Below are 14685 nucleotides of genomic sequence, written 5' to 3'. Positions count from 1 at the left end.
CTACGACCTCGGCCGCCCGCGCCCCCTGTCAAGCGGCAGTTAAATTGACTTCTGGCGACACTAACTTTGCCCCTCTGGGCTGGTGGACGTCGGAGCCCCGAGACGGCGCGATCGGATCTTGCTCCACGCTCGAAGGGGTCTGTCCAGGGCAAGCTCGTTCCGCTCGCCCCTTGCGGGCCCCTCGACAGCCCTTCGCCCTGGAGTGTCGGAAGGCGACTAAGGCGCCGCGGGGCAGTCCGCCTTGGGGGGTCAGTTTTACTGTCGCAGGGTGTCAACTCCTTGTGTCTCCTAACACCCCCGCGCCGGTGCTCCGCCTCGGCGCCCCCCGCTCGGCGCGTCGGCACTTGGCCACCGCCGCCCCGACGGACACACGCTGTACGCCCGAGCGTGTTCAGCCTGCAGTTGCTTCCTGGATCTTGGACCAAACCGAGCAGCTCCCCTTGGCGAGGGCGGCCAGGTCGACTCCGACCAGCCTCAAGGACTGACCAGCGAGGTAGAGGGTACGCCATCGATCGTCCAGGGACGGCCCCTCTCCACCGCGCGGGCTCACGATGGCGAGGAGCACGGGGTAGGGAACCCGGGATCCATAAAATGCGAGCTGGTAGATGTCGTCGTTCGTGATGCGCAGCAGCGGTGAGCCCTGCTCGTTCGCGCGGAAGTACGCCTTGTACTTCGCATCGACGACTGCGATCACCTCTGCACCTCGCAATACCTCGATGTCTGGGATCACCCTGCGGTACTCCGCGCCGCCTGCTGTGGTAATGGCGCACCGATCCTGTTTCTGCGCCACTGCACGCAGGCCGAGCTTTGAAACCTCCTCCTGCAGCGCCTGGGTGACCGCCGCTTCGAAGAGGCCAGCCATGTCGAGACACCAGCCCGCAGTGCCGCCGGCGCCGACCGACGAGAGCGGGCCGCCACCGAGCACGAGCCACTCCGAGAGCCAGAGCGCATCACGGTAGGGCTCCGAGCGTGTGGTCAGCCGCTCCCTCGCGACGGCGTAGTCCTGGCGTGACGGTGCACGCGCCCCCGGCGCGAGGTCCAGGAATGCCTGCGCCAGGGCGCGCGCTCTGCGGAGCCCGGACGTCCGGCGCAGGAGGACCCGCGCGGCAGATTCCAGGCCGACGGCGACCAGGCGGTTCGGCAACGTGTCCCGCGTTCCTTCCACATACCGACAGGGAACGCCGAGCGCAGCAGGGGCGGCACCGATACGCTCGAACACCGGACGACCACGCAGGAGCGCGAGCCGCTCCTCCTGGCGCCGCCATGCGCGATCGAGGTCGCCTGATAGGAGCCGTTCGCCTTCGATGACGAGCCCCAGGGCCAGCGCCTCGACGAACGTCAGGTCCGTCTGGCCGCGCGTGCCGAGCACCTCGTCCAGTACATCCAGCTTGACGCCGCTTACCGACGCGAACAATCGAGCCACGTCGCCCACGGGTAGGTGCGGCACCACGCGGACGTGTAGACCGCCGACGGCGACCTCGCCGACGTTCCCCGAGGCAACGAGGTCAACGGCGCCGCCCCACGAGGGCGAGCACCGAACGATGTGCTCGAGGCGCCTCGAGGCAGTTTCGACGGAGCAGCCTGCAACAGCTTCGAGCTCGCTCGCGGGTAGCGATGCCGTCTTCCACTCCTCGAGCGTGAGCGTGCGCTCAGGCCGGCTCATGGCCCGAGATCAGCGCCTGCAGCGCCTTCACGAAGGCGTCTGGCAAGTCGAGGACTGCGTCGTCGGGCCGGCCGTGCACATCCACGAGCTTGCCGAGCACTCGGCTCATCTGCTCACGATCGGAGAAGCAATACTCCTCCACGAGCGGGAGGATGTCCCGGCGGAACCGGTCTGCAACCTCGGCGACCTCGTCGTCGACCTTGTCCTTCTCGATCCAGAGAAGGGCGTGGCCAAGCAGGCGGTCCGGCAGCACGCCGATGTCGAGGAGCCGCTGATTGAGCGCATGAAGGACGGCCGAAAGCTTGACGGTACCCGCGTGCTCCACCAGTCCCCGCCGCGTATGCAGCAGATCGGGTCGCGGTGGCGTGTGGATGAACGCGAACCGCCGACGCACGGCGACGTCCATCAGAGAGACGCTCTTGTCCGCGGTGTTCATGGTCCCGAGGATGTAGAGGTTCGCCGGCAGCCAAAGGAGCTCGCCAGAAAGCATCCGGCGCCGGGCATGCTCTGGCCTTCGCTTGTCGGGCTCGAGCAGCGTAATGAGCTCGCCCATGATTCGCGCGACATCCCCTCGGTTGAGCTCGTCGATGAGCAGGAGGTATCTCCGGTGCGGGTACGTCCTCGCGCGCTCGGCGAGGCGCGGGAGGATGCCGGGCTTCAGCTCGAACCGGGAGCCGTCGGATGCGTTCGGGCGAAATGCTTCGATGAAATCTTCATAGCCGTAGGAAGGGTGAAACGTGACCTGCTCGACCGTCGCCTCGTTCGGCTCGGAGCCGTCATCGCCCTGCCAGTTGCGCCATGCCTTCGCCAGACGGATCGATTTGTACGTCTTGCCCGTGCCAGGGGGGCCGTAGAGGACGACATTCAACCGCGTCCGGAGCAGACGCGCCACGGTCGTCAGATCCGCGTCTGCGTCGAGCCCGCCCACGAGCTCGTCCCAGTCCGCGCTCGGCCCCGCGACAGGCGGCGCGGAGCCATACGTGCTCACGGCAGATTCGACGTCTTCGTCCTCATCGTCCACACCGTCGTTCTCGTCCTTGGCCTGGCCCTCCAGGAGCGTCACGAGACGCTTGCCGCGGGGATCATGGTAAGACCATTTGGTAAGCCCTTCGGCTGAAAGACTGCCGATACTCTCGACGGCTGCGGCCACCCGTTGCTGCATCTCGACATAGTCTTCGAACGAGGAAATGCGGTCGCACTCGGCGCCGAGCAGGGAGGCGAGCGTCAGTAACCGCAAGCCGTTCACCACGCCGGCGAGCCTGTTCCGCGCTGTCTGCTCGTCCAGAGCGGTGACGAAAAGGCAGAACGTCTTCGCGTCGAGGCTGCGGAAGCCGTTGAGCTTCGGTGAAGTGAAGGACGGCAGCGGACGGCGCTCGACGAAAGCTTTTGCCGCCGCGTAGAGTTCCCGCAGCCGAGGTAGCACCATCTGCTCGTAATGGTCTCGAGCCTCGGTCTCGGAGAACCCCTCGGTCTTTCCAATGCGCCAGCTGCCATGCTTCGACCGGACGACTTCGTGGGCTGAAGCGTTCCCAAGGGCGATCCGGATGTAACCCTTGGTTCCATGCTCCACGGCCCAGCAAAACGACGCGGATCCCTGTCCCATGGCATACCGTTCAAGAGTGAGGAGCGCCAGGGGATCGCGTCTTGACGGTTTCACGTACTCACGCACAAGGGCGGCGGCGCTCTGCAGGCCGGCAAAGAGGTCCGGTTCGGCGTGCTCGTATTCGCGCACGTATTCGACCACCACCTCCGGGGTCATTGCTCCCATCCAGCCTGATTCGATCCCACCGCCCGGTGCGAGTGAGAACAGGTAGGTGTGGACATCGAGCAGGTCGCCGTTGAAACCGCGCTCGCGTGCCCAGAGATCACGGAGCTCGCCGTACATCTGCGCGGCGAATGCCACACGGGCGGCCCCGGCGATATCCGGCTCCGGCTGCCCGGCCTGGGTGCACAAGAGCGTGTAGGCTACGAGAAACGCCCGATTGGGCTTCGCGAACGCGTACTTGCTTGGGTCCGCCATGCAGAGCAGGTACGTCGCGGTGGTGGTGTTGATCCCGGCTTTCCCCTTGTCAATCTTCTCGACCGCGGCCTTGTCGAGGAAGGCTTCCGCTCGGCTCGGGAGGGAAGCGCTCCCGTAAAGCAGGTCGAGCAACGCGTCTCTCACGACGCCATGATCGGTCCTCCGGAACCACTCGCTGGCGTGGCTCTGCTCGAAGCTCGTGAGCAGATTCTTCGAAGCGCGGATCGCCTCGAGCCCCGCTTCCCTGGGCTCCGCCTGGATCCGCTCCTTCTGGAGAGCCGCGTGCGCCCGTTTGAAGACGTCCTTGCGAACGTACTCCTCTTCCGGGCCGATCCGCGACCATGCTGCCTGCACGATGTCGTACCCCCGGAGCGCGAGTTCCGGCCGCAGGATAAGCGCCTGCTTGTTCTCCCTTTTCTTTGCCATGAGCGTGCCCTCCGCCGCTACACCAACCCGTACTCCCCCACCATCCCCCCTTCGATCAACCCCACCCACTGCCCCGCGAGATACCCCGCAAACCCAGGGTCCTCGATCAACACCCCCACCTCGATGTTCCGCTCCTGCCCCCGCTGCGTAAAATTCGCGCTCGACACGAAAGCCTTTACCCCGTCGACCACGACGCACTTCGCGTGCAGGCTGCAATACGGCGGCCCGGGTTTGACCGCGCGCTTGTCGTAATACAACTTCGGCCGCGGCTCCCCGAATGGCCAGTTCCCCCGTAAGAACTCTCCGAAACACCGCTCGAGATGCACCCCCGCGTGGACCCCTCGTGCAATCTGCGGGATATCCACGAAGAACTGCGCGCTCACCCCGTACTCCTGCATCACCCGATGGAGCGGCGCGAGCACCTCCTTCGCATGGTCGAAGCTATACCCCGCGAGCAGCACGCTCTCCCGCGCCCCCTCGAACAGCGCCCGGAGCACCACCGCCGTATCCCGCGCCGCCCCCGCCGGCGCCTCCGGCCCCGTCCACACGAGCTCCGGCGCCTTGCGCCGGTCCTCCCGCTCCGCGAGCGCGACATCCAGGATCGCCACGCACGCCGCGCTCTTGTGCCCAGCCAAGGCCCCCTCGATGGCCTCGATCTGAAGCCGGATCCCGAACCCGATGAGCGCCGCCCGATCGACCGGCGTCTTCAAGAATCCCGACGCGATGGCCTCGCGGAGCTCCACGAGCACGGTCGTCGCCACGGTCTTGAAGCTCGCCCGGCTCCCCATCACGGACGCTCGCGGAAGAAGGCCAGCTCCGGGTCATTGCCGATCGTCGGCACGACCAGCGCGCGATCGAGGAATCGATTGAACCACTCGCACGAGCACTCCGCGATGTACAGACACCCGTGACACGCGGCCCCCTCCGTGTGCCGATCACTCGATTCCGCGCTCGGATCGTGCGCCGCGCACACGGGATCGTTCGAGCATAGCCGCCCCAGATCCCACGCCTCGCGCAGGTGATGCCGGATCCTCCGCCCCTCCTCGACGAGCCCCCCGAGCGTGCCTTCGCTGCCCGTCGTACCCGTCGTGAGCATCACGGCCGCCATGTTCGGCCCCGAGGCCTCGGCCTGCCCGCAGTAGATCCGCTCGCGAATCGCGCTCGCCGCATACCCGCATTCGAGGCTCACCGCGGTGAGCAACAGATGCGAGAGCGAGTGTAGCAAGAAGAACCGGATGCCCGGGAACTCGCCCCTCCCATCCGCCTCGAAGGCCCGCAAAAGCAGCTCGGCGCGCTTCTGCACGGCATCACGCTTCTCCCATTTCTGGAGCATCTCCTCGTCGAGCTCCACGAACACGCCCTCGCCTCGCACCTCGGCCGCCGGCAGCCACTTCTCGTTCCCCGTCGGCAACGTCAGCACTGCCGGTTTGACCTTCCGCCCCTCGAAATCGTACTCGCCCTGCAAGTTCGCCCCGATCGAATCGAACCGGCTGAAGCTCACCTGCACGCGCACCTCGCGCAGCTCCGGAACGACGACGAGCCCCCGGACCCCTGGCGGCAGGTCGATCCGGTGCTTCGGCACGCGATACGCCGCGAACTGCACGCCCGCCTCGGGCACGACGCCGGGCGGCTCGATCTGCGCCTTGGTCATCCGCTCGTACTCGGCGCTCCGCAGCGGCCGCTCCGACGTGTCGCTGGACGCCTCGTTTTCCGCGCGGATCGCCGCGACCACCTGATCGAGCGGCGCCTTGCCGACGGCGCTCTGCACGTGGTCCATCAGCTCCATCACCGTCGCGAGTTGCTCGGCCGTCTTGACCTTGTGGACCGCCTTCCAGACCTCCTTGTCCCGCAGCCGCACGCGCAGCGGATCCGGCGTCGGTTCGGGCAGGCGCAGCGCGCTCACGACCTGCGCGAAGTACGCGTGGGAGGCCGTGCGGACCAGGAGCTCCAGCTTCTGATCGCAGGCCTCGTTCGCCGCGCGCCCGCCGAGCCACGGACGATCGCCGTTGCATTTGTACGGCAGCACCGACGCCTTGTTCATCGACGTCCAGGCCTCGCAGTTCCTGCAGCGCACGATGATCCGCGCGACGTCGCCGACCGCGTTCTCTTCGAGGTAGAGCTCCTGCCGATCACACTCGCCGCCCTCGCGGTCCATGTGGGCGAACGGGATCCACGGGAAGTCCGTGAGGTGCCCGCGCTTGCAAGCGGCCACGAAGCGCACCGGCGCCGCGCTCGACCATTTGTTCTTCGCGCACTGGTGCTGGTAACGCCCCTTCTTGTTCTCGAACTGCTCCGTCGCCCGTGCCAGGCGATGGCAATGCAGACAGACGAACCACCGCGGGAACTCGAGCGCGCGGATGCCCACGTTCGGGTAGGGATCCCGCGCGTCGCCCTCCGGCGGCATGCGGAAATAACCTTCCTTCGCGAGGTCGAGGTCGGGGTCGAGGGCCTTGAGGCGAGGGATCAAAGAGCGCCGCAGCCGCGGATCGTCGAGCGCCACATACCCCTCACGCCCGTACCCCCAGTGCTCCAGGCCCCCGATGACGACCGCTCGATCCACGAGGTCCACCATCGCGCCGGGGCCGAACGTGGTGACGAGCTGGCTCTGTCGGAGCTGGCCGTCCGCGCGCGTCGCCTTGCTCGCGTCTTTCTTCTTGAAGTTCATGCGCCCCTCTCGTCGAGCTGCTTGAACCGAAGCCACACGTGCACGTTCGGCTCAACGTCACGCATCGATGTGGGGACCTGGAAATACCGCTCGTGATGGTCGGCCGGCGGATCGTCGTTCGCCGTGAAGAGCAGCGTCTTGCCCTCGTTCCCGGCGCGGTCGTTCTTGCTGTACGTGCGCGTCGCGGCGCCCTTCTTCGCCTCGTCGATCACGCGCTCCCATGCGTCGAGGAAGCTCTTGCCGCGGGCTTCGACCAAGCCGGCGATCCGCGTCTCCGCGTCATCGTCGGGGAACTTTCGATGCCGCCGCGCCCGGCCCACCATCCACGCGAGCAGCGCCTCGGCCGCGGGGCGCTTTTCGTGGACGTTCATCACGCCCGTCGGGGCCGCGAGCTCCGCGATTCCGTGCCGGATCATTGACAAGAGGCTCCCGACGAGACCCCGATCGAGCGCCTGGCCGCTGAACGGCGTGATGCTCGTCGCCTCGACCTCCCGGTAAAAGCTCTCGTGGTAGGAAACGAACCGCTCGTAATGCGAGCGATCCCGCGGCCGCATCACGTTCAGGCACGTGACGACGAGGCCCGGATAGGCTCGCCCGACGCGGCTCGTCGCCTGGATGTATTCGCTCGTCGTCTTCGGCTGGCCCGTGACGACCATCAGACCCAATCGGTCGATGTCGAGGCCGACGGAGATCATGTTCGAGGCGAGCACCACGTCGAGCGGCTCGGGGTCCGTCGACGTGCGCCGGGCGGCGAGGCGGCGCTTTGTCTCCTTCACGCGCTCGGTGTTCTCGCGCGAGGTGAGCTCCGCGGGCATCTCCAGCTTGCGATCGGCGGCCCAGGGGTGGGGACCGATGAAGAGCAAGGGCCGCTTCTTGTCGTCGATGTCGTCGATGCGGTTCTTCACCTCGTCCTCGACGAGGCGCCGCATGCCGCCGAGCTCGCGCAGGCTGTTGAAGTAGCCGACGAGCGTCATGTACGGGTCCGCCGGCTGCTTCGGGTCGCCTTTCGGATCGAAATGCTTTCGCGCCGCCGCGAGCAGCACCGCGTAGGAGCGCACCGAGACCGCGCGGAGGGCGCGACCCGGGGCGCCGACGCCCACGTAGAGTCGACCGGGCTTGTCGTGCTCGACCTTGGCGAAGAAGTTGTCGCCTTCGGTGATGCCCCGCGGAGGAAAGAGGCACATCTGCCGCCCGAAGAGCGCCTGGATCTGCTCCCGCGCGCGCCGCACCGTCGCCGTCGAGCAAATCACCTTCGGCGGCCGCGCCGCGCCGTACGTGGGCCGCTCGCAGAGGTAATCGACCGCGGCCTCGTAGAGCCCGACCATCGTGCCGAGCGGGCCGCTGATCAAGTGCAGCTCGTCCTGCACGATGAGCTCGGGCGGCAAGAGCCCCTCGGGCAGCGGCCTCGCCCCGGACGTCGGCGTGTGCATCACCCCGTAGGCCCGGACGTCGTCGAGGTGCGTGGCGCGGCCGAAGAGCATGCCGGCGTCGCCGAGCCACGGCATCATCGCGAACTTGTCGACCGTGGCCACGACGAAGCTCGGGACCTCCTGATAGATCTGCTCGTCGACGAAGAGCACCGGCAGGCCGAGCCCCGGCACCTTGGCCTCCGTGTAGAGGCATTGGGCCTTGTCGCAATACACCGCCGCGCGGGAGAAGTTCTTTTTGGTCGGCTTCCCCTCGGCGTCGACGAGCTTGATGTTCTGGATCTTGATTGATTCGCCGCACCAGGGGCAATTTGTGAGCGGGAAGGGGGAGTCGGTGCGACCCGGCGTGTAATCGGAGAGGGCCTCGTGCACCTCCCGGAGCCGATTTGCCGTCGCGCTCGCGCCGACCCAGAGGCCGATCGTGAAGCGCGCATTGCCGAGCTCCTTCGGGTTGCGGCGGCGGATCTCCTCGAGCGCGCAGATGAGCGTCGAGGCCCGGCCGAGCTGGTCGAGCGTCAGCAGCCGAAGCGTGTACCGCAAGATCACCGCGACCCCGCGACCCTCGTGCGGGCTGCCTTGCCCGCGGATGCGCCGGAGCAAGAGCACGAACGCGATGAGCCCGAGATACGCCTCGGTCTTGCCGCCGCCCGTGGGGAAGTAGATGAGCTCGGCGATCTTCCTGTCGGGGTGGTTCGCCTCGACGAGCGAGGGCAGGTTCAGGAGCACGAAGGCGAGCTGGAAGGGGCGCCATTCGGGCTGCCTTCCGTTGACGTACCGGCGATCCTCGCGCACCTCGTCGGCCTTCAGCGCCGCGACGTGCATCGCCTGGTTGGCGAGCTTGAAGGCCCGAAGGGCCTTATCGTTCTTCGCGAGCAGCTCGATCCCTTCCTGGATGCGCTTCTTGGCCCGGTCGGCCTTGTTCATCAGGTCATCGCGCGTGCCCTCGAGCCGATCGAGCGGGGCATATCGCTGCTCCTCGATCCACTTCCCATACTCCTCCACGAGGGGCGAGAGCGCATTCGCGAGGCCCTTTCCGTCGAGCTTCGCGAGATCGGCCATGCCGAGCGTGGCGTCGTCGATCCGGCGGTGGCCGACCTGCGGAACCTCGAAGCAGGGTAGCTGCGTCGTCCGGAGGCGCGTGACCTTGCCGTCTTTCTCAACCGGCTTCTCCACGCTCGTATTGCGCCCGACGGCCCATTCGCGATGCTCACGGAAGCTCAGGGCGAGCACGCGCTGGTCCTCGTCGCTCCCGTCCTCGCCGCGCCTGTTCGGTCGGGAGACGAAGCCGCGCTCGTAGACGAGCTCCATCCGCACCTGAAAGACGAATTGCGTGTCGCGGTCGCGCTCCACCGCGCCGCGCTCGTTCACGAGGAAGAGGCTCAGCATCCGCGTCCCCGGGTCGAGCCCATCCATCTCCGTCGTGCGGAGCTCGCCCCGGAGCACGAGGCCCCGCGAGCCGAGCACGGGGATGCCGTCCTTGCTCTGGAGGAGGGCGGCGTCGAGCGGCACGGGCACGCGGATCGGGCCGTGGGGCACGCGTTTCCAGCCGGGCTTCTTCTTGTCAGTGCGATCGATCGGGACCTCGATCTTGTCGTAATCGGCGTACCAGACGTCGATGTCGATCGTGTCCCCCTGGCCGGGCGGCAGGAACACGGAGAGGCCCATCGAGGCGGGGAAGCGGACCGGGCGCTTGGGCTCGGGCTCGTCTTGCCCCGCGTCCTCGGCCGAGCTCTCGCTGCCGGCGGCGAGGCCGTCGTCGGTGGAGTCGCGGTCCTCGGCGTCGGGGACGCGGCCGCCCTGGGGCGCGAGGAAGCCGGTGAGGTACCAGCGCGAAGGAGCGAGGGGGAGGATCTCCTGGCCGCCCTGCGGGTGGGCGTCGGGGACGAAGGGGCCGACGAGATCGGCTTCGAGGGCTTCGACGAGGCGCTTACGGACGTCGGCTTCGGTCATGTTCTGGGCACCCGGGCCAGGGTAACCGACCGCGTGCCTGACCTGTCAACGGCCTTCCTGCCCGACCAGACCGTTCTACCCAGCCTGGGGCAGGCTCATCCCTCTCGCTGCTCGTCCGCCGTAGTGTTGGGACGCGGCCTGCCGGAGCAGCGAGCACAGGCTGCTTGAGGGCGGGCGTCCTGCGAGGAGGACGAGAACGGGTCGCCCCAAGACTCAACGCACCGGGATCGCCCCTGGCGAGGGCTCGGGGGATGGGACGTCCTCGCGATCTTCCGTGGCGTTCCTGAGCTTGTCGTGCAGCTCGTCGAAGACGGGATCGGCCAGTGCCGCGGGATCAACGGGTAGTCCTCGAGCCTTGAGAATGGGCACGTAAAGGCAATCGCGCAGAAGCGCGTCGCGCGCGGCTGCGAGCTCCACGCTGTCCTCGACGGCTGTGTCGATGAGCGCGTCGAGGAAGGCCAGACGGCATGGGACGTCGTCCACGTGCTCGGCGGCCCCGAGACCCAGGCGAAAGATCTGCGCGGCACGCATGTCGAGCCCGAGTCGCGACGCAAGACCGCCGAGGTAGTAAAGGTAGCGCAAGATGCATGGATCGTCGGGTGCAGCGAGGCCGCGCATGCGTGGCACCCGGACCGCGAGATCCTCGATGAGGCGCTGGCACCGGGACAGTTCCCCCGACGCTGCATGCAGTCCCACGCGGTAGGTCACCCGCAGGAGCTTGTGGAATCCGCTGATGTTCCAGGCATCGCTCCAGAGCAGCACTGCTGCCTCCTCGAATTTCTCCAGCCTGGCGAGCGTGAGAAGCTCCACCTCGTCCAGCAGAGGAAACGGCTGCTCGCCGCAGAGCGAGCGCGCCCGGCGCAAGAAGTCGAGGGCGCCTCCGAGATCCCGGGCGACGAAGTACGTCTTGACCGAGTCGACGACGTACACGTTTCTGAGCAGGTCGGAGAGCGATCGATGCTGCACGAGCGCTTGCCACGATGCGGCGTCGATCTCCACCTTGCCCAGCCGTACGGGTCTGCCCGAAAGGGTCTCGACCACGAGCGCGAAATGGGCAAGCGCGGCCTCGTGATCTCCCGCGATGCGGCGCAGCCTGCCGAGGTTGATCCAGGGCTGGAGCAAGCGTTCCCCTGCAGCCATGACGCCGCGCTGCCGGACCAGGCGCCCGGCCCAATCCAGTTGCCGCGCGCAGACCTCTGCCGCCGCGCCCGTGCGACCCCGGTAAACCTCGATGAGCCCGGTGTTGTTGCTGCACTCCTCGATGCACAAAAAGCCCGCATTGCCCGGCTCCAGGGCATTCATCCGGTCGATCAAATTGGACGCCCACGCACGGAGCGGCGGGCGCCGTACTCTCCCGTGTTCGGCGATCGTGTCGGGGGGGAGCCATGCGTCGCGGGGATCCATGCTGGCGATTTCCTTCGGCAATGGGTGAAATGAAAGAAGCGGCTGGCGTGGTCCCACGCGCAGCCGCTTCGGACTATGCGTCTGCTCGACTCGACCTTGAGAGCCCTCGTGAAGGGCAAATGTTATTGATGCAACCATTGCCATTGCTGTCAAGGATGCCTCCGGAAACCCCTCCCAGATCGAGATCATCGAGTTCCGTAATCTCGAACTCGACTGCTTCCTCTGTCGACACCATTTCGTTCAGGTTCTTCTTTTCCTCGGACATGTTCTCTCCCTTTCGGACACGTACCCATGCGCTATTCACTGTGGTATATGGCTGAATCAAAGAAGCGGCTGGCGTGGTCCAACGCGCAGCCGCTTCCAGAGGTCACCTGCAATATCCGTTGGCGTTGCAACTGCCGCCCCTGCAACCACAGTCGACGGCGAGAACTGCCTCAGCCACATTCTCGCTGCCGCCGGTCACCTCGGCGAGGGCCATCTCATCGAGTTCCATGATCTCGAGCTGGATCGCTTCCTCCGTCGTAATTTCTTCGTTCATGGTTTTCACTCGCTCGGGCATGTTCTCTCTCCTGTCGTCAGTCCCGCGATGCGGGCTCATCGAGCCGCCCGACGGCCATCGTCGGGAAGCTCGACGTGCTCTTTGCTCGGCGCCGTTCCCTCCGCGACCTCACGGATTCGCGCCTTTCGGGTCGGATATTCGAGCAACTCGAACAGTTCGATTTTCGAATTCGTTCGCGTGGGGACGCACGGGCGCGTGCCGTCCGCGATTCGCGGCAACGGGCACGAAATGCCCTGGCAGCTCGGTAGCACCGCGCACTTTTGACATTGGGAGTCGCGCTGAAAGGCAGGCTCCGTCCATAACGCCATCCGATCATCGTCCAGCACCAGCCGGCCGTCCTCGTGGAGACGGCCCACGACGTTGTTCTCGTCCTTGTCGAGAACGACGGTACATTTCATGACCTTGCCGCTCGCACCGATGATGAGGTTGTACGGTCGCGCGGCATAGCAGACCTGACCTCCGACGAAGTTCACGTCCTTCAGGGTGGAGACCTTCAGGCCATGTCGATGCGCCTGTGCTTTCAGCGCGCGTTGCACGATGTTGCGCTCATCGTCGCTGCACACCTCGAGTTGCGGGTCGTTCGGACCACCCCAGCGCCCTACGGCATGAAAAGCGAGGGTGAAACGCGGATCCCCGTGGAACCTACTCTCGAGGAGCTCGAACAACTCCTCGAGGTGGGGATGGTTGTTCTTGTCGAAGTTGACCCTCAGCATGACCGAGAACTCGTCAGGCCGCTGCGAAAGCGCTTCGAGGTTCCGGAAGATCGTCGCGAAGCTCCCTTGCCCGTCCCGCGTCGGCCGGCTGCAGTCGTGGGTCGCGGCGACGCCGTCGAGCGTGATCTGAAAGGCGTTCACCCGCCAGGCGAGCAGCTTCTCCGCGACCTCGGGCGTGAGCAGATAGGCATTCGTCGTCATGTGGCTGCGGTACGCGACCCCGTGCTTCTCCGCGATGTCCGAGAGGAACGGCCCGAGGTCCTCGACGGCCTCCCAGCCATACAGCGGCTCGCCGCCGAACCAACGGATGTCCAGCGTCAAGAGCTCCTCGATCCGCTTCTCGACCAGCCGCTTGATCCCGCGCCGCACCCCCGGGCGCATCGTGCCGCGCGCGAAATCCTCGTAGCAATACGTACACCGGAAGTTGCAGTCCTCCGACGAGAGCACGAAGAGCTCGAGCCTGTCGCTCCGGTAATGCTGCTGGCCGAACGCGAGGAGGAACTTGCGGTATTCGTCCATTCCCTTCCGGACCAGAAATCCGCGCTCCGCGAGGTACCCCGCAAGCCCCTCCCGGCGCGAGTCGAACCCTTGCGCCTTGATCAGCGTGAGCACCTGCGGGACCTGCTCGGGCTTGAAGACGCTGATCGCCGTGCTCAGCGTGTTCCACAGGATCAACCGCCCGTCGTCGACCGTCGCGTGCACGTTGAAGCGCGAGGGCACCCAGGACTCGAGTCTTGACGCATTCGACAGATCTTCCGGCTCGGCCTCCGTCAGGTCATGGGGAGATTGCTGCAATACGTTCAACCGCACGATTCGAGTTGCGCTCATGACGTCTCCCTCGCGGGTACCTAGTTCGATTGCGACTGGAGCGGGAGCCGTGAGGTCGTCTGGCCAGAGCCGATGCGCCGCCTTACATGGTCCGACACCATGAACGCCGCGAGGATGGAGCTCGGGAGAGCCGCGATATTCGCCCTGCTACCGCTGCTCCTTTTCGGGTGCCGCGACCCTGAATGCGCGAAAGCCGCCGCGCAGGTCGATGCTCCGCCGCTGGCGAGCCTGGACTCCGGGACGACGAGCGAAACCGCGGCAGGACCCTCCCCACGGTTCGTCGGAGTGATCCTTTCACGAAAGACCGTCGATATCGCGCCCAGGCTCGATGGCAAGATCGGCGAGGTCTCCGTTCGTCTCGGAGATCGGATCCCCGAGGGGGGCCTGATTGCCGTCCTCGACGCCCCCTCGGTCGCCTTCGACGTACGCATGGCGGCGGCCGCCTTGAAGAGTGTGGAGTTGTCGCGCGAGCAGGCCAAGCAGGAACTTGCCGAGGCCGAGGAGCGCTTGGCGCGGCGCGAAGGGCTCTCCGCCGAGGGCCTCACGACCGGGGAGGACGTGGCGACCGCTCGATATCAGGTCGCGATCCGGCGAGCGCACGTCGAGACCCTCTCCGCGCAGATTGACGAGCGGCGCGCGAAGCTCGCGCAGCTCCGCAGAAGCAAGACGGACCTGCTAATCACCGCGCCGTTCGAGGGATACGTCGCCGCCCGCTTCGTCGATCCGGGCGCCAGCGTGACGGCAGCGACACCCGTCGTGCGGCTCGTTGATGCGCGCTCCTTGTTCGTTCGATTCGCCGTGCAGGAGAGCGAGGTCGCGCTCCTCTCCGCCGGTCGCGCGCTGCAAATCGAGACGGTAGATGGGAAACCCGAGGTGGTGCTCGATGGAAAGGTGGACAGGATCGCCCCGGAGATCGACGCGGCATCACGAATGGTCGTCGTCGAGGCGACGATCGACGGAGGAGATCCCCAGAATGCCGTGCTTGCTGGCCGAGGCGCCGAGCTCTCTCTCCGGCTGGACCCGTGAGGCC

The 14685-nt window shown here is 66.5% G+C and carries 9 protein-coding genes; 1 reads left to right on the top strand and 8 read right to left on the bottom strand.

The window, feature by feature from the left end; genetic code table 11:
- Positions 1-391: 391 nt before the first annotated feature.
- From E8A74_RS42330 to E8A74_RS42295, 8 genes are all read right to left on the bottom strand, one after another.
- Positions 392-1423, bottom strand: coding sequence for a 5-methylcytosine restriction system specificity protein McrC (locus E8A74_RS42330; protein WP_170229786.1), 1032 nt, complete (start codon positions 1421-1423; stop codon positions 392-394).
- A gap of 226 nt (positions 1424-1649) precedes the next feature.
- On the bottom strand, positions 1650-4109 hold the full coding sequence (locus E8A74_RS42325) for an McrB family protein (RefSeq protein WP_136934826.1): 2460 nt from the start codon (positions 4107-4109) through the stop codon (positions 1650-1652).
- A 17-nt stretch (positions 4110-4126) separates the two neighbouring features.
- Complete coding sequence (gene drmC, locus E8A74_RS42320) at positions 4127-4897, bottom strand: DISARM system phospholipase D-like protein DrmC (protein ID WP_136934825.1); 771 nt, start codon at positions 4895-4897, stop codon at positions 4127-4129.
- Complete coding sequence (drmB, locus tag E8A74_RS42315) at positions 4897-6774, bottom strand: DrmB family protein (RefSeq protein ID WP_136934824.1); 1878 nt, start codon at positions 6772-6774, stop codon at positions 4897-4899. The genes drmC and drmB overlap by 1 nt, the downstream gene beginning before the upstream one ends.
- Positions 6771-10151 carry a DISARM system helicase DrmA gene (drmA, locus tag E8A74_RS42310; protein ID WP_136934823.1) on the bottom strand — a complete coding sequence of 1127 codons (3381 nt, stop codon included), beginning with the start codon at positions 10149-10151 and terminating at the stop codon, positions 6771-6773. The genes drmB and drmA overlap by 4 nt, the downstream gene beginning before the upstream one ends.
- Before the next feature lie 213 nt (positions 10152-10364).
- Entirely contained in the window at positions 10365-11555 is a 1191-nt protein-coding gene (locus tag E8A74_RS42305; RefSeq protein WP_136934822.1) for a hypothetical protein, read from the bottom strand.
- Positions 11556-11922: 367 nt separating this feature from the next.
- Positions 11923-12093, bottom strand: coding sequence for a hypothetical protein (locus tag E8A74_RS42300; protein WP_170229785.1), 171 nt, complete (start codon positions 12091-12093; stop codon positions 11923-11925).
- 56 nt (positions 12094-12149) lie between these two features.
- Positions 12150-13655 (bottom strand): radical SAM/SPASM domain-containing protein, encoded by a 1506-nt coding sequence (locus E8A74_RS42295; protein WP_136934820.1) that lies wholly within the window; start codon positions 13653-13655, stop codon positions 12150-12152.
- A 285-nt stretch (positions 13656-13940) separates the two neighbouring features.
- Here E8A74_RS42295 and E8A74_RS42290 point away from each other — a divergent pair, with 285 nt between their 5' ends.
- Positions 13941-14681: an efflux RND transporter periplasmic adaptor subunit gene (locus E8A74_RS42290; RefSeq protein WP_170229784.1), complete on the top strand. Its 741-nt coding sequence runs from the start codon at positions 13941-13943 to the stop codon at positions 14679-14681.
- Positions 14682-14685: the final 4 nt, after the last annotated feature.

The sequence above is a fragment of the Polyangium fumosum genome (assembly GCF_005144585.1).
Classification (GTDB): Bacteria; Myxococcota_A; Polyangia; order Polyangiales; family Polyangiaceae; genus Polyangium; species Polyangium fumosum.
The sequence above is the reverse complement of the archived record's forward strand: the minus strand, read 5'-3'. Positions and strand labels throughout refer to the sequence as shown.